Origin of the sequence: Sphingobium sp. AS12 (assembly GCF_019097845.1) — a bacterium.
Classification (GTDB): domain Bacteria; phylum Pseudomonadota; class Alphaproteobacteria; order Sphingomonadales; family Sphingomonadaceae; genus Sphingobium.
Map to the genome: position 1 here is coordinate 252,516 of NZ_JAHRGM010000067.1, position 23,975 is coordinate 276,490.

Here is a 23,975-nt window from a genome sequence, read left to right on the forward strand (position 1 = left end):
CCGGCGCGGGGGCGCGGCGTTTGATCGGTGGGCATGGCGGAAACAGGGCGGATCGGCAAATGTTTTTCGGGTTGGTGAAGGGCGAAGGCGCGCGCACCGGACGTCGCAAGGCGATCCGCACCGTGCTGGTGGTGGAGGATGAACCCCTCGTCGCCTTCGACAATGAACATGCGCTTGAACAGGCCGGCTATCGTATCGCCGCGACTGTCGATGATTACAGCCACGCTATCGCTGTCATCGACGGTGGCGGGGTCGATCTGGTGATCGCCGACGTGAGCCTGAAGGGCGACCGCAGCGGCATCGACGTCGCCCGCCATGCCGCGACTAGGGAACTGCCGGTTCTGTTCGTCACCGGCGCCTGCCCGATCGACGCCCGCGCGCTGGCATATGGCTGCCTCGCCAAACCCTATGCCCCGCGCGATCTGGTCGCGGCGATCGGCGTCATCGACGCACTGCTGCGCGGTGCCCGCCGCCCGCGCCTGCCCGTCGGCCTCACCCTGTTCGACCGGACTGATTGATCCCACAAGGCTTGCCAGCACCGCGTCAGGCCATATGGTGGCGGGCAACAGACGCCTTCGGGGGACGCGCACCATCATGACCGACGCCACAACCGGCACGAACAGCTGGCTTAATGCGGTAAAGCCCTACACCCAGAAAGCCCCGCTGGCGGCGTTATTTTTGGGCATTTCATCAGGCTTTCCTTTCGCCATGATTGGCGCAAATTTGGCGTCCCGGCTGGCACAGGATGGCATCGACAAGAAAAGCGTAACTGCGTTCAGTTTAGTACTTCTCGCCTATAATTTCAAATGGCTGTGGGCTTGGGTTATAGAGGGCGTCCGGCTGCCGGTATTGTACAGAATAGGGCAGCGCGTTTCGTGGATGCTTGTGGTTGGCGTGCTGGTGATGGCGGCGGTCGTCAATTTGGCCTTCGTTCAGCCGTCTGCCGACATTATGCAGACTGTTCAGGCCGCGATCCTTTTGGGCATTGCTGGTGCTACCTTCGACATCATTATTGATGCTTACCGCATCGAGATATTGAAACCAGAGCAACTGGGCATTGGTGCAGGCATGTCGCAATATGGCTGGCGGATTGGGGCTGCCTCCGCTGGTGCGCTCGGCCTAGTCATCGCTCAGCATTGGAGTTGGACCGCAGCTTATATTGTTTGTGCGCTTTTCGCATTGCCTGCGATGTTGGCTGCAGTGATCGTGGGCGAACCGGAACGGCACCGGCAAATTACGGGGCGCAAGAGTGGCAGCGAACTTCTTCAGGCGATCATTGGGCCGTTCGTCGATTTCTTCAAGCGCAAAGGTGCTTGGCTGGTGCTGCTTTTCATCGTCGTTCACAAGATTGGCGATACACTGGCCAACCTCACCTTCCGCCTGTTGTTTAATGACCTTGGTTACACCAACGACGAAATTGCCCTATATGATGTTGGCGTTGGTTTCTGGGCGTTGCTTGCCGGTATTTTCGTCGGAGGAATCCTTTATGCCCGCCTTGGGCTGAAACGCTCCGTGCTTATCAGTCTGATCTTGATGGCGGTGTCCAATGTCAGCTTTGCCGGATTAGCTGCCGTCGGAAAGAGCAACCTAGGTATGGCGAACGCCATTGGCTTTGAAAATTTTGCGAGCGGCATCGGCGGCGTTGCTGTGGTCGCTTACTTCTCCGCCCTCTGCAATCTGCGCTTCACCGCCGCCCAATATGCCATGATCTCCGCCGCCGCCAGCATCGTTGGTCGTTTTCTGACCGGGACGACGGCAGGCGGGCTGATCGAGAAATTCGGCTATGTTGATTTCTATTTGCTCACCACGGCGGCGGCAGTGCCGGGCATCATCCTGTTCTGGCTGATGATGCGCGCTGGCCTGATCGACGCCAGCGTCGGCAGCGCCGCGACCGATCCGGGCGATCACCCCTCGCCATAAAGTTCAAGCGGTCGGCCCAGGTCAGCATGGGCCTGCGCCACCGCCTGCAAGCAGGTCAGCGCGCCCAGCGCATGATCATTGCCCAGCAACCGGCTCACATGCTCATAGGCGCTGTTGGGATCGCGCAGCGCGTCACCGGTCGCCTGCATCATCAGCGCCTCGTCCGCCGTCATCCGCGCGCAGCAGCAGGGCGCGACCAGTATCTTGCGGCTCGACGCCCGCGCCAGTTCCAGCATCATGGCCCGCATCAGCACCAGCGGCCGGCGATAGCTGCGCCCGAACGCGCCCAGCATCGCATTGGCGGCATGGGCGTCATTGACGCCCGCACTCGCCATCCGCCGTATCACGAACAGGAACAGCCGGTTGCCATAGCCCGACGGCATCGGCCGGGGCAGGTCGTCGAGGGAGGAAGTCTCTCCATGTGCCATGATGTTACGCCTTCTGCGGTGGTCTGGTTTCCGCAGGTTAGGCTATTGCGAGTCAATCGCAAGTAGAATCAGTCAGGCAGCTGATCGTTCAGCCGCAAAATTTCACCCGCCAGATAGAGCGATCCGCCGATCAACAGCTTGGGCGCCGGTTCACCCAGCGCTGCAACGGCGCGGATTGCACCGGTCGGTTCCTCATGCGCGGTGCAGCCTATGCCCCAGCGCGTCGCGATTGCCGCGAATCGCTCAGCCTCATGATGCTCATGCCCCGGCACGGGCAGGGCGTGTACATGCGCGATCCGCCCCGCGAAGGGAGAGAGGAACGCATCGACATCCTTGTTGGCAAGCATCCCGATCACCAGCTGGAGCTTCTGCCCCTCCAGTCGATCGCTGGTGAAGAAGGCGCTGATCGCCTCACCCGCGCCTGCATTATGCCCGCCGTCGAGCCAGGCCGCCGTCGCGTCGGGCAGGGGCGCGAGCAGGGGACCATGATCGAGCCGCTGGAGCCGCGCAGGCCAATGCGCCCACAGCGGCGCAGCCTTGAGCGCGGCTTCCGACAAAGGCACAGCGTTTTGGTGCCGCAACATGGCAAAGGCCAGCGCGGCATTCTGCACCTGATGTGCGCCCGCCAGCCGGGGTAGCGGCGTGTCGAGCCGCCCCTGTTCATCGCGATAATGCAGCCGGTCGCGATAGGCGGCGGCGTCCCAGCCATCCCCCTGACCGATCCAGCTGGTCCGCGCACGGGCGACCGCGTCCATCATCACCGGGAACAGCGATTCGACGTAGCGCTGAGTGACCAGCGGCGCGCCCGGCTTGGCGATCCCCGCCTTTTCCGCCGCAATGGCAGCCAGCGTGTCGCCCAGGAAAGCCTGATGGTCGATGCCCAGTTGCGCAATGCCACACACCACCGGATTGGCAATGACATTGGTCGCGTCCAGCCGCCCACCTAGCCCGACCTCTATGATGCAGGCGTCTGCGGGATGCTCGGTAAAGGCCAGGAACGCAGCGGCTGTCGTGACCTCAAAGAAACTCGCGTCAACGCCCTCGGCAATATCCAGCACCCGCTCCAGATAGCGCGCCAGCGCATCGTCGCTGATCAACTGGCCCGCCACCCGGATACGCTCGTTGAAACGCACCAGATGGGGCGAGGTAAAGACATGGACGCTTTTGCCATCTGCTTCCATCGCCGCGCGCAGGAAGGCGCAGGTCGATCCCTTGCCGTTGGTTCCAGCAACATGAAAGACCGGCGGCAGCGCACGGTGCGGATTGCCCAGCCGATCGAGCAGCGTGGTGATCCGCTCCAGCCCCAATATGTCGGCACCGGGGGACAGCGACCAGAGCCGGTCGAGTTGCGCCTGCACCGCAGGATGATCCGATACCGCGTGATCGGCCATGCGCCCCGTCCCCCTAAATGCGTGCTGTCAGGCGGCGGCCCGTGGCGTCAGATAGTCGATCACCCGCGCCAACGTGTCGCGCAATTCGGCGCGATGCACCACCATGTCGATCATGCCATGGTCGAGCAGATATTCGGCGCGCTGGAATCCTTCGGGCAGCTTTTCACGGATCGTGCTTTCGATCACCCGCTGCCCGGCAAAGCCGATCAGCGCATTGGGTTCGGAAATCTGGATGTCGCCCAGCATCGCATAGCTGGCCGTCACGCCCCCGGTGGTCGGATCGGTCAGCACCACGATATAGGGCAGGTCCGCAGCGTGCAGCTTCTGGATCGCCACGGTCGCGCGGGGCATCTGCATGAGGGAAAGGATACCCTCCTGCATCCGCGCGCCGCCAGCCGCAGTGAAGATCACATAGGGGCATTTATGGGCGATCGCGTCATTGACGCCCTGGATGAAGGCCGCGCCCACGCCCATGCCCATCGACCCGCCCATGAAGGCGAAATTCTGCACGCCCATCACCAGCGGCACATCGTCGATCGCGCCGCGCGCGTTGATCAGCGCATCATGATCGCCCGTCGCCAGCCGTGCCGCCTTGATCCGGTCGGGATAGCGCTTGCTGTCGCGGAATTTCAGCGGATCTTCCTGCACATGCGGGGTCGGCAGCAGGATGAAACCGGCGTCGAGAATATGCTCGAACCGCTCCGACGGCCCGATGCGGCCATGATGGTCGCAGCGCGGGCAGACGGACAGATTTTCTTCCCATTCCTTGATGAAGATCATCTCCGAACAGCCTGGGCATTTGTGCCACAGCGTTTCGGCGGTCTGTTCCTTCTTGGCGATGAAGGGGATGGCCTTGCGAACGCGGTTGATCCAGCTCATGCGGCGGTTTCCCGTGAATTTGCGGTGAGCGCGCCGCTCAGGGCGGCGACGAATTGCTGAACGAAGGGCGCGGCGGCATCGCCATGCGACCCGACCAGATCGACGATCGCGGAGCCGACGACGACACCATCGGCGATGCGCCCGATTGCGGCGGCCTGTTCGGGCGTGCGGACGCCAAAGCCGACTGCGATCGGCAGGTGGGTGGCGGCTTTGAGCTTCTGGACCGCCAGCTCGATATTGGCTTGCGCGGCCTGCTGCTTGCCAGTGATCCCGGCGACAGAGACATGGTAGAGGAAGCCGCTGGCCCCCTCCAGCACGGCGGGCAGCCGCTTGGCGTCAGTCGTAGGCGTTGCCAGCCGCACCAGATGAATCCCTGCATTGCGCAGTGCTGGGCCAAGCTCGGCATCTTCTTCCGGCGGCACATCGACGCAGATGACGCCATCGACGCCCGCCACCTTGCACTGGTCGGCAAACCAGTCCGACCCGCGCACCAGCATGGGATTGGCATAGCCCATCAGCACCAGCGGCGTGTCAGGGTGGCGGGCGCGGAAATCAGCAGCAATCGCGAAGATATGCGCCGTTTTCGTGCCGGACCCCAGGCTGCGCAGATTGGCCAGTTCGATCGCGGGACCATCGGCCATCGGATCGGTAAAGGGCATCCCCAGCTCGATAATGTCCGCGCCACCTTCGACCAGCGCGTCGAGAATGGCGGGGGTTGCCGCAACGGTTGGATCACCGGCAGTGACGAAGGTTATCAGCGCCGCGCGGCCCTGTGCCTTGCAGGCGGCGAAGCGGGTGGCCATCCGGTCCATGCTCACATCTCCGCTCCAAGGGCGTCGGCCACGGTGAAAATATCCTTGTCCCCACGGCCGGACAGATTGACGACGATGATCTTGTCCGCGTCCATCGTCGGCGCGACCTGTTCGGCCGCCGCAATGGCATGGGCGGATTCCAGCGCGGGGATGATCCCCTCCAGCGCGGACAGTTTCTGGAAACTGGCCAGCGCTTCATCATCGGTGATTGGCATATATTGGACCCGACCAATTTTATGCAACCAGCTATGCTCAGGCCCGATGCCGGGATAGTCCAGCCCCGCCGAAATACTGTGCGCCTCGGTAATCTGGCCGTCCTCATCCTGAAGCAGATAGGTGCGGTTGCCGTGCAGGATGCCGGACGCGCCGCCCGCCAGCGACGCGGCGTGCTTGCCGGTCAGCCCTTCGCCCGCCGCTTCTACGCCGATCATCGCCACATCAGTGTCGTCCAGGAAGGGGTGGAACATGCCGATGGCATTGGAGCCGCCGCCGACCGGCGCGATCAGCATATCGGGCAGCCGCCCTTCGGCCTCCATCATCTGCGTCTTGATTTCCTTGCCGATGATGGACTGAAAATCGCGCACCAGTTCGGGGTAGGGGTGCGGGCCTGCCGCTGTGCCGATGATGTAGAATGTGTCATGCACATTCGACACCCAGTGGCGCAGCGCGTCGTTCATCGAATCCTTGAGCGTCGCCGACCCTGACGTCACCGGGATGACCTCCGCACCCAGCAGCTTCATGCGGAACACATTGGGCTTCTGGCGCTCGACATCCTTGGCGCCCATGAAAATCTTGCATTCCATGCCGAACAAGGCGGCGACAGTGGCGGTCGCGACGCCATGCTGGCCAGCGCCGGTTTCCGCGATCACCTTCTTCTTGCCCATGCGACGGGCGAGCAGCGCCTGACCAATACAATTATTGATCTTGTGCGCGCCGGTATGGTTCAGTTCCTCGCGCTTCAGATAGATTTTCGCGCCCTTGCCTGCTGGCGCGCCCTCGCGCAGCGCCTGCGTCAGCCGCGCCGCATAATAAAGCGGGTTGGGGCGACCGACATATTGCTTGAGCAGATAATCATATTCCTCCTCGAACGCCGGATCGTCCTTCGCGGCGCGATAGACTTTCTCCAGTTCCAGGATCAGCGGCATCAATGTTTCGGCGACATAGCGGCCGCCAAACTGGCCGAAATGGCCACTGGCGTCGGGCTGGCTGCGCAGGCTGTTGGGCAAGCTAATGGTGTCGGTCATGATCGTTTCAGTCTCTTGGGTCAAAATGGGCGTTCGCTTCGAATGGAGGGAAGCGATCAGCGCCATCGTGTCCCGATGCGCGCGACAAAGGCGGGCGGCGTCAACATTGCGAAACCGCTTTGCAGAAGGTGATGATCTTGTCCATATCCTTGATGCCCGGTGCGCTTTCCACGCCCGACGAAACGTCGATCAGCGGCGCGCCGGTGATACGCACCGCCTCGGCGACATTGTCCACCGATAGGCCGCCCGACAAGCCCCATGGTTCCGGCACTGCCACGCCGCGCAGCAACGTCCAGTCAAACCGCAGCCCCATGCCGCCGGGCAAGGCCGCGCCATCGGGCGTCTTGGCGTCGAACAGCAGCCGGTCCACCGCCCCGGCATAGGCATTGGCGGCGTCGATGTCCGCGCGGGTCTTGACCGAAATCGCCTTCCACACCGACAGGCCGAAACGATGGCGGATCGCAGCGGCCCGCTGCACGCTTTCCTTGCCATGCAATTGCAGGGCCGTCAGCGCGCCGGTCGCGACCAGTTCGTCCAGCATCTCGTCGGTCGGATCGACCACCACGCCGACCCGTTCCACATGGGCGGGCGCGATGGCGGCGAGCGCCTTGATCTGGGCGGCATCAACATGGCGCGGGCTTTTGGGAAAATGGACAAAGCCGATATGGCTCGCCCCCGCACGCACGGCGGCCCCCACCGTATCGGCAGTCGAAAGGCCGCAAATCTTGATCGCGAGTCGGGACATGGCAGGGGCTTTAGCCGTGATACCGCGCGAAGTCACATGACCGGAGGGGCAGGGGGCGTATGGCCGGGCAAAGTCAGGTCCATATCATGCAGCGCCAGCCACTCGTCCGCATGGTCGATACAGGCGCGCGCCAGAAAAGCGTCGATGGCCGCGACCATTTCGATATCGCTCATCTGCACCGGGTCGAGTGGTCGATGCCAATGCAGATCGAAATGCGGCCCGTTGGTGCGCGTCAGATAGAAGGGTGTGAACCGCGCGCCTGACTTGCGCGCCAGCCGCAGCGCGACGGACAGATTGCCCGATGGCGGCAGGTCGCGCCTGAAACGCGGGAACCAGACCTGCGCTTCTCGTCGTTCATCGACCAGAATATAGAGCATCGCCCGATCTTTGGTCAGATGCCGAACGATGCCGCGTGCCGCACCGCCGCTGCCAGTGATCGCTTCCCCCATATAGCTTTGCCGGGCGCGCTTGAGTTGGGCGGCGATCTTGGGATTATCTGGTGGATCATAAACGCCCAACGGCGGGCGATCCGTCGCGGCCTTGAGATGCGCGGCCATCAAATCCCAATTGCCAATATGCGTGGTCAGGAAGATCATCGGGCCAGGCATGTCGAGTATGGCCTGATAGCCCGCTGCGTCATGCACCCGCACATGACGCGGGCTGACCAGTCGATCGATATTCGCGAGTTCCGCCAATGTTCGCCCAATATTCTCCCACCGCCGGGTGAGGACCGCCTCGCGTTCTTCCACGCTCAGATCCGGCCGCAACAGAGCCAGATTGGCGCGAGCGCGCGCATCACGCAACTTCATGCGCGGGCGGGCGAAGGTGACCGACAGCCAGCCGCCCAGCCAGGAGGCTATGCTTGCGGGCAAGAGCCGCAGCAGGGCGAAGAGAAAGGGGTTGGAGAGCATGGGGATAGCGTCATACAGAAGCAGCCGGGACGGTAAAGGGGCGCTGGCGTAACATGCTGTGGCTATGGATATTGCTTCAGGGGCTAAGCCTGCTGGGCGTCATCAATTACTGGCGTCACCTGCCAACGGATCGGAAGGTCCAGACGCCCGACGGCGTAGTTGTTTTGCTATCGGTACGCGACGATTGGGATGGCGGGCCAGAGCTGATCGCCCGGCTGGAGGCCCAAACGGCTCGCTTCCGCCTGCTGATCGCGACATCGGGCGCGTGCGCCGCCGCCGCAGCGCTGGCTGCGCGCGAAGCCGACTGGGTGCAAGTCGTCCATGCCGGGGAAGCCAGCGACGAAGGCCAGAAAATCCACAAGCTGCGCGCCGCGCTGCAGGCATTGCGGCCGGACGATCGCTATGTCCTGTTCATTGACGCCGACATCGAACCGCCCGCGCGGCTGGTCGGGCGGCTGCTCTTTCCGCTGGTTCGGGGGAAGGCGGACATCGTCACCGGCTATCGTATGCTCTTGCCCGAACGTGGGCCGATGCTGGCGCTGGTCGGCGCGGTCGAGATGCAACTGGCAACCCTGCCCCGCTTCGCCAGCGCGACCATGCCCTGGGGCGGCGCGATGGCGCTGACGCGGGATGTGGCCGACCGACTGGACCTCGACCGAGCGATGGCGGGGCGACTGTCCGATGACATGGCGATTGGTCTGGCTGGCTGGCGCGCGAAAATGCGGTTGCGACCGGTGCGCGACCTGCTCGTCGCCAGTCCGTTGGCAGGCAATGCCGCGCAGGTATTGGGCTTCGGCGTCCGGCAATATCGGCATATCATCACCAACAGCCCTGGCATGTGGGCGCTGGCGACTTTGGTCGTCGCGGTGCAGGCGGCTGCATGGGTCTGGGCTTTGGTCTGGGGCGGCTGGGAGATGGTTGCTGTCGGCTATGGCGCGGCATGGGGCCGGGCGCTGGCGCGACGGGCGATCCTCGCCAGCGTACTGGAGTCGGATCAGACGAGGCGCGCGCGCCGATCGCTCTGGTGGGATTGCATCGCGCCCTTTGCGGTCAGCTGGGCGCATCTCATCGTACAACTGACCGCCGCCACATCATCGCGCATCCGCTGGGGCGGCTGGGATTATTGGGTCAGGCGCGGACTGGTCGTGCGGATGAAGCGGGTGGATCAAAAACCCGCCGGGAATTGATGCAGGCCATCGTCGCCGATCCGTAGCACTACCTTGCCCGCGACCGCACTCAACGGCAGCTCGCCATAAAGATGCGGGAACAACGCACCGCCGCGCGATTCTTCCCATCTGATCGCATCGCCGAACGGCGCGAGATCGACCATCAGCATCACCAGCCGGTCCTGCCCGGCAAAATGCTTCGCCGCCGTCTCCGCTGCCTGATCGCGGGTCGACATATGGATATAGCAGTCGGCCAGATCGACCGGCGCGCCCGCAAACACGCCGTCGGTCTTCAACTGCGCATATTGGTCCGCCGTCAATATCTTGTAGGCGAACAGGTCGCTCATGCCTCGACGGCCGCTTCGGTCTCGCCCTCGTCGCTTTCCTCGATCCGCGCGGCGCTGACGACATGCTCGTCCTTGGCCACGTCGAACAGGCGGACGCCCGCCGAATTGCGACCGATCACGCGCAGGCTGTCTAGGCCCATGCGGATCAGCTTGGCCTGATCGGTCACCAGCATCAACTGGTCGCCATGGGTCGCGGCGAAGCTGCCGACGACTGGGCCATTGCGACCGATGTTATCGATATTGGTGATGCCCTGGCCGCCGCGTCCGGTACGGCGATAATCATAGGCCGATGATAGCTTACCATAGCCATTGGCGCAGACCGTCAGGATGAACTGCTCATGCTCGCGCATGTGGGCGAACATCGCCTGATCGGCCATTTCGCCTTCCTTTTCCGGCTTCCACGGGGCGAAGCGCAGATATTCCTCGCGCTGCTCCTGATTGGCACCCGAACGATGCAGGATGGACAGCGAGATAACCTCATCGTCGCTCTTGAGCGTCATACCCCGCACACCGGTCGAGGTGCGGCTCTGGAACTCGCGCACGTCGGTGGCGGCAAAGCGGATCGCCTTGCCCTGCCGGGTAGCGAGCAGCACGTCATCCTCTTCGGTCAGCAGCGCGACGCCGATCAGCCGGTCCTCGCTGCCCTCGTCGAAACGCATCGCCAACTTGCCGTTGCTCGGCACATTGGCAAAAGCGTCCATGCTGTTGCGGCGCACGGTGCCGTTCGCTGTCGCGAACATGACGTGCAGATCCTTCCAGCTATCCTCATCTTCGGGCAGCGGCAGCACGGTGCGGATGGTTTCACCGGCCGCAAGCGGCAGCAGGTTGACCATCGGCCGCCCCCGCGTCGCCGGCCCGCCTTCGGGCAGGCGCCATACTTTCAGGCGATAGACTTTGCCCGCGGTCGAGAAGAACAGCACCGGCGTATGGGTCGAGGTCACGAACAATTCAGTGATCGCGTCCTCATCCTTGGTCGCCATACCCGACCGGCCCTTGCCGCCACGCGCCTGAGCGCGGAAGCTCTCCAGCGGGGTGCGCTTGATATAGCCCTGTACCGTCACGGTGACGACCATATCCTCGCGCTCGATCAGATCCTCATCCTCAATGCCGTCGGCAGCGGCGGTGATTTCGGACAGGCGCGGGGTGGCGAACTCGCGCTCGATCGCCTCAAACTCTTCGCGCATCACGGCATAGAGTTTGATCCGGTCGCCCAGGATCGCCAGATATTCAGCGATCGCGTCGGCCAGTTCGGCCAGTTCCTTGCCGATTTCATCGCGGCCCAGCGCCGTAAGGCGGTGCAGGCGCAGGTCCAGGATGGCGCGGACCTGAAGGTCGGACAGCTTGTAGAAATCGCCCGAAACCTCGATGTCGATCGCCTCGACCAGCCGGATATAGGGCGCGATCTCGCCGATCGGCCATTCGCGCGTCAGCAGCTTTTCGCGCGCTTCGGCGGGGCTGGACGATCCGCGGATGATGCGGACCATCTCATCGAGATTGCTGACCGCGACGACCAGACCCAGCAAGATATGCGCCCGGTCGCGCGCCTTGTTCAACTCGAACTTGGTGCGGCGGGTGATCACCTCTTCGCGGAACTTGACGAAGGCTTCGATGATGTCGCGCAGGTTCAGCAATTCCGGGCGACCGCCACGGATCGCCAGCATATTGGCGGGGAAGCTCGATTGCGCGGGCGTGTTGCGCCACAACTGGTTCAGCACGACTTCGGGGGTCGCGTCGCGCTTCAAGTCCATGACGATCCGCACGCCTTCGCGGCTCGATTCGTCGCGAATGTCGCTGATCCCCTCGATCCGCTTTTCCTTGGCGGCTTCGGCGATCTTTTCAACGAGGCCGTTCTTGCCGACCTGATAGGGAATCGCGGTCAAGACGATGGATTCGCGGTCGCCGCGCCCGCTCTCGATGACATGGCGCGACCGCATCATGATGGAACCGCGGCCGGTATGATAGGCGCTGCGCGCGCCCGACTGGCCCAGGATCAGTGGCGCAGTCGGGAAATCGGGACCGGGGACGATCTGGATCAGTTCGTCGATGGTGATGCCAGTGTTGTCGATATAGGCCAGGCAAGCACGGATGACTTCGCCCAGATTGTGCGGCGGGATGTTGGTCGCCATGCCGACCGCGATACCGCCCGCGCCATTGACCAGCAGGTTGGGGAAGCGCGCGGGCAGCACCTGCGGCTCGCTTTCCGAAGCGTCATAGTTGGGCGTGAAATCGACAGTATCCTTGTCGAGATCCTCCAGCAGCGCATTGGCGACCTTGGCCAGCCGCGCTTCGGTGTAACGCATCGCGGCTGGCGGATCGGGATCCATCGAACCAAAATTGCCCTGACCGTCGATCAGCGGCACGCGCATCGACCAGTCCTGCGTCATCCGCGCCAATGCGTCGTAGATCGAGCTGTCGCCATGGGGATGATATTTACCCATGACTTCACCGACCAGACGCGCAGATTTGCGATAGGGGCGGTTATAGACGAAACCCGATTCCTGGGCGGAGAAGAGAATGCGGCGATGCACCGGCTTCAACCCGTCGCGCACGTCCGGCAGGGCGCGGGACACGATGACCGACATGGCATAGTCGAGATAGCTCGCCTTCATCTCGTCGACGATGCTGACGGGGCTGATGTCCGAAGGGTCGGCGAGGCTGGTCTCGTCGGTCAAGGCGATTCTCTTTTTTGGATGGAATGTGTTTCTGCGTTCGCACTAGCGGAGCGAAACAAATCTGTCACCCCTCGCGCGCTCACGCGCGCGCCCGCATGTGCTGACAAACAGGGCAGCGGGCAGGGCAGGGGGTGATGAGCACCGCATACGGAACGAAGCGTGTGCATGACAGTTGCAAAATCCGCCGATATAGGCTTGTTCAATGGCCATTCACGCGCCGCCCCCTAATCGGCGCACAACAGCTTTACAGTCGCCCATGGCTTCCCCCGCCCGGCGCCAAAAAGGAGATGAGGATCATGCGTTTTGTTACCCCGGTGGCGCTCGTGCTGGCTCTGGCAGTAAGCGGCGGCGCGATCACCGCCCCCGCCTTTGCCGCGAAGAAGGAAGAGAAGAAGGCAGGGCCGAAGCTGAATGTTTCGCCCGAAGTCATCAAAGCGCTCCAGACCGCGCAAAAGGCCGCCGAAGCGCAGGATTTCGCCGGTGCCAAGGCTGCGCTGGCCGATGCCGATACCAAGGCTGTCAGCAACGACGACAAATATCAGATCGGCGCGATCAAGCTGAACACCTCGATCGCAAGCAAGGACACCGCACTTCAAGGTGAAGCGCTGAGCCAGATGCTCGACAGCGGTCTCACCCCGCCCGAACAGGCGGGCCAGTTCAATGCTGTCGCCGCCGAACAGGCGATGGGTGCCAAAAATTATGATCTGGCGATCAAGCGCGGCCAGGCAGCACTGGCGGCGGGTTACAAGCCCGAAGCGGTCAATCCGACCCTTGCCCAAGCCTATTTCGGCAAGGCGGGTACGGGTAATGCGTCAGTCGAGCCTGCGCGCGGTTTCAATGTTCAGGGGCTTGCCGCACTCAAGGCTGCGGCTGACGCCTTGAAGGCTGCCGGACAGCAAGTACCGGCCCAATGGTATCAGATCGGCGTTGGCCGGGCCGAAGCGGCCAAGCTGCCCGAAGTGACCGAATGGGCGAAGATGGCCTATCAGGCAGAGCCGAGTGGCACGAATTTGCGTACGCTGGTGCGGCTGTTCCAGCGCGCCAATCCGACCATCACGAATCGCGAAAATCTCGACGTGCTGCGTCTCCTGTCGGCGTCCGGCGGTCTGGTCGTTGCCGGTGACTTTGTCGAATATGCAGAAATGGCGTCCAAGACCGGCATTTATGGAGAGGTCAAATCCTCGATCGACCTTGGCCGTTCGAAGGGCGTGCTGAACGCCAGCCAGGGCGGTGATCTCTACCAGACCGCCGCGGGCCGGATCGCTGGCGACAAGGGTTCGCTGGGAGCCGCGGAAGCCGATGCGAAGAAGGCTGCCAACGGCAAGATCGCCGCAGCAACGGCTGACGCCTATCTGGGCTATGGCGATTATGCCAAGGCAGCTGCGATGTTCGAACTCGCCAAGCAGAAGGGCGGCGTCGATGCGGACGAGATCAACACCCGCATGGGCATCGCGAAGCTGATGAGCGGCGACAATGCGGCCGCCAAGGCAGCGTTTGAAGCTGTGCAGGGCGGCGCGCGTAAGCAGATTGCCGGTCTGTGGCTTGCCTATCTGGGCACCAAGGGCGCCTGACATGGTGCGCGCCGTCGCCGCTCCGGTGGCGACGGCGCGCCTTTACTATATTGATAAAGTTGCGTTCCGGGGAGGCTTTTGGGGCCATGCGATTTCATACATTCACTTTTGCGGGCCTGCCGGTTGCCTTGGCAGGGGCGTTGCTGATGGCGACGCCCGGCCTTGCAAAAAAGCAGGTCGCGGTCGGTCCCGTCATTGCCATGTCCGATGCGTTTCGCGCCAATGTGACGGCGGCGCAGGCCGCGCTGCAAGCGCGTGACGTGACGACCGCCAATGCGCGCATAGCGGCACTGGCGCCCATGTCGGACTTTGAAAATTATGTCGCGGCAGGGCTTCGGTTCGAACTGGCGGCGCAGCGCCGCGATGTCCAGGCGCAGCGGATCGCCCTGACCGACCTGTTCAAGACCAACTCCTTGCCCAAGAAGGATGCGCCACGGCTGCGCTATGTCGCGGGCTATCTGTCCTACGCCGTGGGCAATTATGACGATGCGGTGGCGCAGCTCGATTATGCCAAGACCCTTGGCTATGACGGCATCGACGCTACCTTCCTGCGCGCCGACATTGCCCTGCGCCGCAACAAGCCCAAGGAGGCACGCCCGTTCGTCCAGCAGGCGATCGCCCGTCAGCGCGCCTCCGGTCAGCCCATGCCGCTCGCCTGGTCCGACCGCGCCATTTCCATGGCCTATCAGGCCGGCGACTGGACCGAAGTCGGCCAACTCTATCGCGAACGGCTGATCCAGGCAGGCGCGCGGGAGGATTGGCGTTCGGCGATCACCAATTATCTGTCGGCTGCGGGCATAGATTCGCAGCTCCAGCTCGACCTGTACCGCCTGCAAGCCGCTAATGGCGCGATGGCGAGTGAGCGGGATTATCAGGCCTATGCCCAACTGGCCGAGAAATCCGGCTATTTCGCCGAAGCCAAGTCCATCATCGAGGCTGGCCGCAAGGCCGGCAAGCTGACCGCGACCCAGCCTGCGACCACGTCGCTGCTGAAAGCGGTCACGCCCAAGGCGACCAAGGAAATCGCGGCCTTGCCCGCGCAAGCCAAGAAGGCGGCTGGCGCGGCGACTGGCAAGGATGCGCAGGCCGTGGCCGACAGCTATTTCTCGCTGGGGCAATTCCCCCAGGCGGTCGAGCAATATCGGCTGGCGCTGGCCAAGGGCGGTGTCGATGCAGGTCGCGTCAACGCTCGGCTGGGCGTTGCGCTGGCGCGATCCGGCGACCTGCCCGGCGCGCAGGCGGCTCTGAGCCAGGCCAGCGGCAACTGGGCCAGCGTGGCCGGCTTCTGGTCGGTCTGGGTCGATCAGCAAAGCCGCAAGACCGCGTGATCGCGGGCCGGATCAGCTTATGATCCGGCACCGCGCCTGATGATTCACACCGGCAAAGGCACGCCCGGCAGATTCTTGGACGTGCGGATGGTGAGCGATGTCTTGACGCTCACCACATTGGGCGCTGGCGTCAGTTTGGAGGTCAGAAATTGCTGAAAGCTCTGAAGGTCTTTCGCCACGACCTTCAGAATGAAATCTATCTCACCATTCAGCATGTGACATTCGCGAACCTCTGGCAGTTCCGCGACATGGTCCTGAAAGGCTTTGAGGTCCGCTTCCGCCTGGCTTTTCAGGCTCACCATCGCGAACACCGTGATGGTATAGCCCAGCATCCCCGGATCGACCACGGCATGGTAGGATGTGATGGCACCCGCTTCCTCCAGCGATCGGACGCGGCGCAGGCATGGCGGCGCGGTCAGGCCGACCTTACGTGCCAGTTCCACGTTGGTCATCCTGCCATCCTGCTGCAATTCACCCAGAATTTGCAGATCAATGTCGTCGATATTCGGGCCGGCCATTATTGTGCTTATTTCCTGTCCTGTTTTCCTGTCCCATCATAATAATGTTTCAGGGCAATGCAATTGTCCCACTATGCGACGATCGCTTTCGTTCGCGTAACCAGCCCCTTTTCCTTTGCGGGGCGAGGGCTTATCGGTAGGTGCGTTACAGCCGCTGAGCGCACCGGGCACCTGCCTGCGCCACGGCCATATGGGGATTATTGGTGCGTTTCAACGATCTGATGCAGACAGTGCTGGCCGCCGAGGACCGTGCCGGGCTGGGCGCGGTGACGTTGTGGCGTCAGTGCGTCGATCTGCTGGCGCAGCATGACCGCGCCGATCGCGCGCCGATGGCGGCGGACCAGCGGGCGGCATTGCTCGACCGGTTGGCAGGATTGCGCGCCAAGCTGTCGGAAACGCAGCGTATTGCCACCGTCGTCGAACTGGGCGGGCGGCTGCGGTCGGCCAGTCTGGTCGAGTTTTTTGCCCATGATCGCCCTTCCATTGCTGCCGCGGCGATGGCGCGGGCGCAATTGCCCGACATGATGTGGGAAGATTTGCTACCCCGGCTGACGCCCACGGCGCGCGGCGTCCTGCGCGGGCGGCGCGATATCGGTCCGGCGGCGCGACTGGCGCTCGAAGCCTTTGGTCCGTCCGATCTGGTGCTGACCACCGTGCGGCAGGATATGGTGGGCGACAGCGACATGCTGCTCACGGCCGATATGGTCCCGGCGAACGACGCGCCGGAGGTTGAGGTGGAGACCAGCACGGTCACGCCGCTGCGCGCGCCTGTCGGCGACAAGGACCAGATTCGCAATCTGGTCGACCGGATCGCCCATTTCACCAGCACCCGGCCACCACCCCCGCCGCTGGAACCACTGGCGGCTGAGGAGCCTAACAGCAGCACACCGCCGCGCGATTTCGCGTTCGAGACGGACGCCGCTGGCACCATCTTGTGGATCGACCAGGGACCGCGCGCGGCGCTGATCGGCTTGTCGCTGGGCGAAATAGCGCTGGAGGGCGGCAGCGGGCCGGATGGCCATGTCGCGGGAGCCTTTGCCCGGCGCAGCGGGTTTCAGAATGGCCGGTTCGCCATTGTCGGCGGGACGATGGCGGGCGAATGGCGACTGTCCGCCACCCCATTTTTCGATCCCCGTTCAGGCCGCTTTCAGGGCTATCGCGGTCAGGCGCGACGCCCTTTCCTGCATGAGGTGGCGGCGCAGCACGCGCCTGCGCCGGACGGGCTGAGCGGCCTGTCGGCGGATTCGCTGCGCCAGCTGGTGCATGAACTGCGCACGCCGCTGAACGCCATATTGGGCTTTGCCGAGATTATCGAACAGGAATTGTTCGGCCCGGCGGGCGCGGAATATCGCGACATGGCGGGCAATATCGCGGTCGATGCACGTCATCTGCTGGCGGCCTTTGACGATCTGGACCTTGCCGCCCGCGTATCGCGAGGCGACGATGTCAGCGCGCCGCAACTGCTCGATCCCGAACCGCTGGTGCGCCAGATCGCCAACCGCTTCCGCGATCAGGGCGCTGCGCAGGTGGACATCGCCATGGCACCCGACCTGCCGCCAGTGCGGATCGATCCGGTGCAAGGCGAACGCATGGTGCAACATCTGTTGCGGACGATCATTTCTGTCGCGCCAAAGGGGGAGGCGGTAACCGGTGCCTGCTGGTTCCAGCCCGAAGGCACCAATGGCCGGGTTGTGCTGGCCATCGACCGTCCCTCCAGCCTGGCGGGCATGGAAGAAGCGCAACTGCTCGATCCGGGCTATACGTCCGAAGGCGACTGGGCCGATGGCCCGCTGCTGGGGCTGGGCTTTTCGCTACGGCTGATCCGCAGCCTTGCCGGGACATGCGGCGGCAGTCTGGACGTGGAGCCGGGGCGGCTGCTGCTCGCCATTCCGGCCGCCAACCTCGCGGAAGGCACCGCCCACGCCTGACGCGCACGGCAACCCTATGGCAACCATTGCGCGCTATGGGTAGCGCATGACTGTTTCCCCCCATGACGGCAACCTGCTGGCCCCGCCCTTGCCGCAGGACAGGATCACCCTCGATCCTGGGTTCGGCACGCGATTCATGCTGTTCGTCGATACCGAAGAAGAATTTGACTGGAACGCCCCGTTCAGCCGCACCGGCCATGGCGTCACCGCCCTGCCGGGCATGGCGCGGGGGCAGGCCTATTTCGCGGCGGCAGGCGTCAAGCCCGTCTATGTCACCGATTATCCCGTAATCGATAGCGACGCCGCATCAGCGATGATGGCGCAATGGGTCAGCGACGGCACCGCCGATATCGGCGCGCATCTCCACCCCTGGGTCAACCCGCCCCATGTCGAGGACGTCAGCGCCGCCAACTCCTATGTCGGCTTCCTGCCCGAAGCAGTGGAGCGCGCTAAGCTGGAGGCGTTATGCCGCCGGATCGAGGAGCGCTTTGGCCAGCGCCCCATCGCTTATCGTGCCGGTCGCTATGGCGTTGGTCCCAACAGCGCGCGGTTGCTGAGCGAAGCCGGGTTCCGGCTCGACAGTTCGGTGCGCAGCCGGTTCGACTACAGCCACCAGCATGGCCCGGATTTTTGCGGCTTGCCCCAGATGCCCTATTGGGCTGGTCCTGACCGGACGCTGGTGGAATTACCACTGTCCACCGCCTTTGTCGGCCTGCTGCGCGGCGCGGGCGAGCGGCTTTACCGCGCAGCCCAGTCCATGGGACCGCTCGCCGGCGCCCTGTCGCGCGCCCGGATGCTGAGCCGCGTACCGCTGACCCCCGAAGGCATATCCGCGCCCGAAGCCATCGCCGCGATCGACGCCTTGATCGAGGAAGGCGTCCCTGTCCTCAATTTCAGCTTCCATTCGCCCACGCTGGAGCCAGGCCATACGCCCTATGTCCGCAATGAGGCCGACCGCACCGCCTTTTACGGCTGGTGGGACGCAGTGCTGGCGCATCTGGCGAAACGGGGCGTCGGGGCAGCCAGCCTGGATCAGTTTCTTAACGCCATTCCCATGCGTATCGAGGCTTGCCAAGCGGCGTGATGCTGCCTAATCGGACGTTCGTTGACAAGGTGGGGCCTGTAGCTCAACTGGTTAGAGCTGTCCGCTCATAACGGATAGGTTGCGGGTTCAAGTCCTGCCGGGCCCACCAATTTCCATCATTGCACTGCCATGCTTGTTCACACCGCTCGCGCGGCAGTCACGCACCCTTATTTCGCTTTCTTCCGTTGCTCCCTGAGCATCAGATGACAGGCAAGGCTATCATGGCCATCGGTCCGGGGCTTTTCCCATGGTGGCGACCAGTCAATGGGTGCTTCGCCGCAAAAATAGCGTCCTGCCCCGGTACTGCTTTTCGCATCAGCCGATGTAGAGAGCGACGTGGCCATTATGCCCAGCGCCAATATCAGCTTGTTAAACGGCATGGCTGAATCGTCCTTCGGCAGGGCGAAGATAAGCGTCGAAGCAGGCCGCGACGGACCGGGCATAAGGTTCCGCCTCCGGGCGAATCTCGATCATCCCATCATTCACACGAGCAATGCCCATGGCGACAAATCTGGTCAGGTCGCGGGTTTGCCCAATCCCCTCGCTTGGCGCTGACCCGTCGCATAGCAAGCGCTCGATCAGTCGGCCGCGTTCCTGGTCGTCAGTGCTGCGCCTGACGCCGCGCGTCGCGGTCAGCCGCGCCTGCGCGATCAACTCCCTGTAGGCACCGGCATTTTTCTCATTCTGCACGATCAGGTCGGGAAACTGGCTGATCGCGCTGGCGCCAAGGCCGATCAGCACGTCGCTGTCATCCTCGGTAAAGCCCTGAAAATTGCGTCGCAGCGTGCCACTGGTCGCGGCCTGCGCCAGGGGATCGCCGGGCAGCGCGAAATGGTCAAAGCCGATCGCGCGATAGCCCGCAGCAGTCAGCATCTTATGACCCTGCGTCGCCATTGCGAACCGCATGGCCATGTCGGGAAGGTCGGCCTGCGCAATCCGGCGCTGACGGTGCAACAGGTGCGGCATATGCGCATAGCCGAACAGGGCGATCCGCGACGGCGCCAGACGGATGCTTGTTTCCAGTGTCTCCGCCAGATCCGCCTCGCTCTGGCCAGGCAGGCCGTACATCAGGTCAAAACCAACATCGATTTGAACACGGCGCAACCCGGCAACCGCGGCTTCCACCATGTCGACCGGCTGCACCCGCCCTATCGCCTTCTGGACGTGCGGCGCAAAGGTCTGCACACCCAGATTGACGCGCGACACGCCGATCTGGCCCATCGCGTCGATCCATGCCCGGTCCAGGCGACGGGGATCGATTTCTACCGACAGGGCAGCCGCACTGGTATCAAAGCATAGCAGCAACTGGTGATTGAGCCGGACCCAGTCGACCAACGGCAGTGAATTGGGGCTGCCACCGCCAAAGGCGATATGGGTTACGCGCCTTCGCCCGCCCAGGCGTGACGCGACCATTGCGATTTCCTGCTCCAGTGCATCGACATAGGTGGCGAGCCGTCGGGGCCGGGTCGCGGCACCGGTGTTGCAGCCGCAATACCAGCAGATGTCGTGGCAATAGGGGATGTGCAGATAGAGCGAAATCCCGGCGTCCTGCGGCAGCGTAACGAGCCGCTCCGTCAGGGCCTGCGCCCCGACGGCGTCGGTGAACTGCGCTGCGGTGGGATAGCTGGTGTAGCGCGGCACGGGGTCCGCCAGCAGATCGGGATAGTATCGGAACATGGAAAGCGGCGTGCCACCAGCCGCATGTCAACGCATTGCGCAGGATCAAATTTCTGATTGCGCGGCGTCAAGGAACGACCGGCTGGCCAAGCCTACAAAGCCATTATTGACCGCAACATCAGGGACGGAGACAATAATGCGCATAAAAACTTTCTTGCTGGCCGGCGCCATGACCGGCGCACTGATCGCCGGACCGGCCCAGGCCAAACAGGGTGACATTCTGTTGCGCGTGCGCACGATCATGGTCGCGCCCAACGAGAAGAGCGGCAGTGTTCTGCCCGCATTTCCGGGCGAAAAGGTGTCGGTCGACAACAGCATCATGCCCGAAGTCGATGTCACCTATATGGCGACCGACCATATCGGTTTCGAATTGATCGCCGCGACCACGAAACATAGCGCCAGCGGCCGCACCGGGACGACCGGCAGCATCGGCAAGCTCGCTTCGACCTGGGTGCTGCCGCCGACGCTGACGATCCAATATCACCCCGTGGTCGATGGCCATATCCGCCCTTATGTCGGTGCGGGCATCAACTATACGCTTTTCTACGCCGAAGATGCATCCACCGCCCTGGAGACAGCCGTTGGCAAGACCAAGGTGCATATGAAGGATAGCGTCGGCTGGGCCGGGCAGGTGGGCGTCGATATCGACCTGAACGACAAAATTTTCCTCAATATCGACGTCAAATATATCGACATCGACACGAGGGCACGACTGGCAACCACGGCTGCTGGCGTCCAGCGCGTCAAGCTGGGCCTCGACCCGCTCGTTTTGGGCGTCGGTGTCGGTATGCGCTTCTGATCGCGAACCGGCTCGCAGGTAAATGGCTTGGGCGATCCGTCGTCCGGGCCATTTTCCGTTTGCGCACCGTCTAAATTCGCGCGCGCTTGTAGAGCGATGACTCAGGGGGTGAGGATAACCAGCAATTGCTTGATATTCCGACCCGGACTGCGCTCACATTCACTGAAAGCACGACGCCCGCTCACTGTCGGAGGGTGGCTTGCGATGTGCTTTTGCTGGAAAGTATAACTACGTCTCGCAACCCGCCAAAGGCATAGAGAATTATCTTTGCTGGGAAAAATGGTGGACGCACTAGGGCTCGAACCTAGGACCCGCTGATTAAGAGCGCGGCTAAGTATCTGATAATAGGTTATTAAATCGTCGCATAGCGTTGCATAAGACGTTTGTTCAGCGGGTCTTTTCGCTCCCAGATCGACGCTTATCGTTGCAGGCTCTTTTGCTCAATTGTTGTCGTCTGTTACCCATTGGTACCCAGCGATTTGGGGTAACAGATAGTGGGTAAGCTGGGGTACCGGGTGAGGTTTGGGGCAGGGACATTGCGCCTGCCGTCCGGTGAGTGTCGTTAGCGATACGAAATTGGGCGCTACTCTGGCAACTGGCGTTAGCTGATCGACAGGCGAACGGTCTTGGCGATGTTGTCGATAAAGGCCGGTTTGACGTCTGCATCCTTGGCAAACTCACGCCAGCGGGAGACGCTTTCCGTCACTTCTGCCAGAATGGCTTTCACTTCGCGGGGGCTCACGTCGGCTGAGCGACCGGCAGCGATCAGGTCATCAAGGGCGAAGCCGTCGCGCTTGAAGTTGACCGACATCTGATGCTGCGATGTCCAGTCCCCATCCGGGTTGTAAGAATAGCCAATATCAAACGCTGGAGACAGATTCCACTTACCGCTGCGGTCCATGAGGAAGGCAATGTTTTTGACGTGATCATCCTGATTGCGGCCGACGATGTTGAAAATCATCCGCCGGAACTGTTGCGTGATCTGAGACTGCGGCAGGGCAAGGGCGCGCATAGCCACGAAGGCCTGTTCATAGGAATTGGCGCGGGGATCGTTGAAATCGAGATGGGCAAGCGCGGCCAAGGATTGCATGTGCAGCTTGTCGCCGTCTGGTGAACGGTCGAAGCGCTGCGTCATGAAATGCCGACGACCGCCTTCTTCGAAGAGGCGGCAGGGCGTCATGCTGATGCCAGCGTCTAGCGCCATTTGAGAATAGGCATATTCGATCGCGCCAAAGCCCTGCGGATCGGCAAGCTCTCGGTCCTTGTTGTTGGCGACACCGTCGAATTTGACCAGCCAATATTCAAACCCGTCTGGTGCAGTCACTTGCCCGGAGCGCACTTCATTGGTCGCGGGGTTCCAAGCGATGATAGCTTTGGCCCGCGCGCCAGCCGCCGATGTCCCGACCCGAAGGATTTCTCGAAGTGCTTCGGCTTTGTCCTTTCCCGCAAAGGTGACGTTGAGCTCTGCGCGATGTGACAGAACTTCAGATGCAAGCTTGGTGAGCTCTTCAATTTCGATCTTTTCCGAGACCGTGAAGTTCGGGCCGTCCGCTGGGCGAAACTCAAGCGCGCCCATTCCACGTGCACCAGTGTAGCATAGGCGCTCGACGGCGTTGAAATCGCTCGGCAGGCGACCTTGTGTTGCGAGCCATGCATCGATCAGGGCATTACCATATTTATCGGGCAGCGAATCTGCCAGCAGGCCCGGAAGTCCGTGAAACGATACCGGCGGAAGGGAAGGAAAACGATAAAGCTGCCGACCAAGTGGCATCGTGACGGGCGAGACTTCAATGCCGCTTGCGGCGAAATCAGGTGTATATTCGAAGGTCGCAAATCGGTCATTGGCGGGTAGCGTGACGGCCCCGATGCGCCGACCCCAGAGCCAGACTTCTGCGGTTGTCATGCTTTGTCACCCCAAACCCAGCCGCTTGGTGAAGCGTTTGCCGCGTGCCTCCGGCTGGAGGCGCGTTGGCGATGTCCTGTCTTCGCGCCGATCAATTGCAGGGGGCGGATGTCGCTTTCAGGGATGAGTTGATCGAGATTGTCCGACAGGCGCAACGCGCGCAGGATGCGAACAAATTTGTCGAGCTGGATTGGGCTTCCCGCTTCAAAGCGCTCAATTGTGCGCGGTGACACGCCCGCCGCATCGGCAAGCTGACGCTGGGTAAGATTCTGTCCGACGCGCTGCTGCTGCGCCCTGCGGCCCAACTCTTCGAGCATCGCAACTTCAGGCATGGTCTGACTGATTTTCATATCGCCACATATGACGAATAGAGAGCGATTGTCAAGATGATATCGTCACATGTGGCGATATGAACTTGCAAGCAGCCAGCGCGGAGATGAGCCGGATAAATCGTATTATGTGGCGATATAAGCTCTCAAATGGCACCATTTCGTCTGATAAGGCGGATTATCATTTGCTGACTATGCGTGCCCGCGGGACTTCATGATTCGCAGGTCGGCAACGCCTTGGAAGATCGTCGCCAACGTTTCAGGCTGCACCTTTCCGTTTCATAGCTTCCACGCTCTGGTAAAGTCTTTGAAAGGCACTGGGT

At 62.5% G+C, this 23,975-nt stretch carries 22 protein-coding genes and 1 tRNA gene; 9 read left to right on the forward strand and 14 right to left on the reverse strand.

Annotated features, from left to right (window positions below; genetic code table 11):
• The first annotated feature begins 59 nt into the window (after positions 1-59).
• Both KRZ98_RS20870 and KRZ98_RS20875 read left to right on the forward strand, forming a co-directional pair.
• Positions 60-518, forward strand: coding sequence for a response regulator (locus tag KRZ98_RS20870; RefSeq protein WP_217675150.1), 459 nt, complete (start codon positions 60-62; stop codon positions 516-518).
• A gap of 76 nt (positions 519-594) precedes the next feature.
• Positions 595-1,920 carry an MFS transporter gene (locus KRZ98_RS20875; RefSeq protein WP_217675151.1) on the forward strand — a complete coding sequence of 442 codons (1,326 nt, stop codon included), beginning with the start codon at positions 595-597 and terminating at the stop codon, positions 1,918-1,920.
• On the opposite strand, the gene KRZ98_RS20880 is transcribed toward KRZ98_RS20875, so the two are convergent.
• The 7 genes from KRZ98_RS20880 to KRZ98_RS20910 all read right to left on the reverse strand — a co-directional run bounded on the left by KRZ98_RS20880 (position 1,905) and on the right by KRZ98_RS20910 (position 8,330).
• Positions 1,905-2,348, reverse strand: coding sequence for a DUF6628 family protein (locus tag KRZ98_RS20880; RefSeq protein ID WP_217675152.1), 444 nt, complete (start codon positions 2,346-2,348; stop codon positions 1,905-1,907). The two genes, KRZ98_RS20875 and KRZ98_RS20880, sit on opposite strands and share 16 nt — an antisense overlap.
• A 68-nt stretch (positions 2,349-2,416) precedes the next feature.
• A complete protein-coding gene (locus KRZ98_RS20885; protein WP_217675153.1) occupies positions 2,417-3,739 on the reverse strand; it encodes a folylpolyglutamate synthase/dihydrofolate synthase family protein in 1,323 nt (440 codons plus the stop codon).
• Between the two features lie 27 nt (positions 3,740-3,766).
• Positions 3,767-4,618 (reverse strand): acetyl-CoA carboxylase, carboxyltransferase subunit beta, encoded by an 852-nt coding sequence (gene accD / locus KRZ98_RS20890; RefSeq protein ID WP_217675154.1) that lies wholly within the window; start codon positions 4,616-4,618, stop codon positions 3,767-3,769.
• Positions 4,615-5,430: a tryptophan synthase subunit alpha gene (gene trpA, locus KRZ98_RS20895; RefSeq protein ID WP_217675155.1), complete on the reverse strand. Its 816-nt coding sequence runs from the start codon at positions 5,428-5,430 to the stop codon at positions 4,615-4,617. The genes accD and trpA overlap by 4 nt, the downstream gene beginning before the upstream one ends.
• A gap of 2 nt (positions 5,431-5,432) precedes the next feature.
• Positions 5,433-6,674 carry a tryptophan synthase subunit beta gene (gene trpB / locus KRZ98_RS20900; protein ID WP_217675156.1) on the reverse strand — a complete coding sequence of 414 codons (1,242 nt, stop codon included), beginning with the start codon at positions 6,672-6,674 and terminating at the stop codon, positions 5,433-5,435.
• Positions 6,675-6,774: 100 nt separating this feature from the next.
• On the reverse strand, positions 6,775-7,419 hold the full coding sequence (locus KRZ98_RS20905) for a phosphoribosylanthranilate isomerase (protein ID WP_217675157.1): 645 nt from the start codon (positions 7,417-7,419) through the stop codon (positions 6,775-6,777).
• A 32-nt stretch (positions 7,420-7,451) separates the two neighbouring features.
• Positions 7,452-8,330, reverse strand: a complete 879-nt coding sequence (locus tag KRZ98_RS20910) for a lysophospholipid acyltransferase family protein (protein WP_217675158.1) — start codon at positions 8,328-8,330, stop codon at positions 7,452-7,454.
• Positions 8,331-8,383: 53 nt separating this feature from the next.
• On the opposite strand from KRZ98_RS20910, the gene KRZ98_RS20915 reads away from it, so the two are divergent.
• Entirely contained in the window at positions 8,384-9,517 is a 1,134-nt protein-coding gene (locus KRZ98_RS20915; RefSeq protein WP_217675159.1) for a glycosyltransferase, read from the forward strand.
• Here the strand turns inward: KRZ98_RS20915 and KRZ98_RS20920 are convergent.
• The gene (locus KRZ98_RS20920; RefSeq protein WP_217675160.1) at positions 9,496-9,843 is read right to left on the reverse strand and encodes a DUF952 domain-containing protein; all 348 of its coding nucleotides are present in this window, start codon (positions 9,841-9,843) and stop codon (positions 9,496-9,498) included. The genes KRZ98_RS20915 and KRZ98_RS20920 overlap by 22 nt on opposite strands.
• Positions 9,840-12,515, reverse strand: a complete 2,676-nt coding sequence (gyrA, locus tag KRZ98_RS20925; RefSeq protein WP_217675161.1) for a DNA gyrase subunit A — start codon at positions 12,513-12,515, stop codon at positions 9,840-9,842. Before gyrA ends, KRZ98_RS20920 begins: the two co-directional genes overlap by 4 nt.
• Before the next feature lie 296 nt (positions 12,516-12,811).
• Between gyrA and KRZ98_RS20930 the strand changes: the two genes are divergently transcribed.
• Together KRZ98_RS20930 and KRZ98_RS20935 are read left to right on the forward strand one after the other, a co-directional pair.
• Positions 12,812-14,086: a hypothetical protein gene (locus KRZ98_RS20930; RefSeq protein WP_217675162.1), complete on the forward strand. Its 1,275-nt coding sequence runs from the start codon at positions 12,812-12,814 to the stop codon at positions 14,084-14,086.
• 86 nt (positions 14,087-14,172) lie between these two features.
• The gene (locus tag KRZ98_RS20935; RefSeq protein WP_217675163.1) at positions 14,173-15,414 is read left to right on the forward strand and encodes a hypothetical protein; all 1,242 of its coding nucleotides are present in this window, start codon (positions 14,173-14,175) and stop codon (positions 15,412-15,414) included.
• Between the two features lie 44 nt (positions 15,415-15,458).
• Here KRZ98_RS20935 and KRZ98_RS20940 read toward each other — a convergent pair whose 3' ends face one another.
• Positions 15,459-15,932, reverse strand: coding sequence for an Lrp/AsnC family transcriptional regulator (locus tag KRZ98_RS20940; RefSeq protein ID WP_006950751.1), 474 nt, complete (start codon positions 15,930-15,932; stop codon positions 15,459-15,461).
• Between the two features lie 203 nt (positions 15,933-16,135).
• Here KRZ98_RS20940 and KRZ98_RS20945 point away from each other — a divergent pair, with 203 nt between their 5' ends.
• The 3 genes from KRZ98_RS20945 (at position 16,136) to KRZ98_RS20955 (ending at position 19,053) form a co-directional block, all read left to right on the forward strand.
• A complete protein-coding gene (locus KRZ98_RS20945) occupies positions 16,136-17,860 on the forward strand; it encodes a sensor histidine kinase (RefSeq protein WP_368389857.1) in 1,725 nt (574 codons plus the stop codon).
• 46 nt (positions 17,861-17,906) lie between these two features.
• Positions 17,907-18,944, forward strand: a complete 1,038-nt coding sequence (locus KRZ98_RS20950; RefSeq protein WP_217675165.1) for a polysaccharide deacetylase family protein — start codon at positions 17,907-17,909, stop codon at positions 18,942-18,944.
• Positions 18,945-18,976: 32 nt separating this feature from the next.
• Positions 18,977-19,053, forward strand: a tRNA-Ile gene (locus tag KRZ98_RS20955).
• A 260-nt stretch (positions 19,054-19,313) separates the two neighbouring features.
• Here the strand turns inward: KRZ98_RS20955 and KRZ98_RS20960 are convergent.
• Both KRZ98_RS20960 and KRZ98_RS24475 read right to left on the reverse strand, forming a co-directional pair.
• Positions 19,314-20,621, reverse strand: a complete 1,308-nt coding sequence (locus KRZ98_RS20960) for a radical SAM protein (RefSeq protein ID WP_217675166.1) — start codon at positions 20,619-20,621, stop codon at positions 19,314-19,316.
• A 45-nt stretch (positions 20,622-20,666) separates the two neighbouring features.
• Positions 20,667-20,792 carry a hypothetical protein gene (locus KRZ98_RS24475; RefSeq protein ID WP_302849138.1) on the reverse strand — a complete coding sequence of 42 codons (126 nt, stop codon included), beginning with the start codon at positions 20,790-20,792 and terminating at the stop codon, positions 20,667-20,669.
• Here KRZ98_RS24475 and KRZ98_RS20965 point away from each other — a divergent pair.
• The gene (locus KRZ98_RS20965) at positions 20,758-21,420 is read left to right on the forward strand and encodes an OmpW family protein (RefSeq protein ID WP_217675167.1); all 663 of its coding nucleotides are present in this window, start codon (positions 20,758-20,760) and stop codon (positions 21,418-21,420) included. The two genes, KRZ98_RS24475 and KRZ98_RS20965, sit on opposite strands and share 35 nt — an antisense overlap.
• A 601-nt stretch (positions 21,421-22,021) precedes the next feature.
• Here the strand turns inward: KRZ98_RS20965 and KRZ98_RS20970 are convergent.
• Together KRZ98_RS20970 and KRZ98_RS20975 are read right to left on the reverse strand one after the other, a co-directional pair.
• Complete coding sequence (locus KRZ98_RS20970) at positions 22,022-23,323, reverse strand: type II toxin-antitoxin system HipA family toxin (protein ID WP_217675168.1); 1,302 nt, start codon at positions 23,321-23,323, stop codon at positions 22,022-22,024.
• Positions 23,320-23,673, reverse strand: coding sequence for a helix-turn-helix domain-containing protein (locus tag KRZ98_RS20975; protein WP_217675169.1), 354 nt, complete (start codon positions 23,671-23,673; stop codon positions 23,320-23,322). Before KRZ98_RS20975 ends, KRZ98_RS20970 begins: the two co-directional genes overlap by 4 nt.
• Between the last annotated feature and the right edge of the window lie 302 nt (positions 23,674-23,975).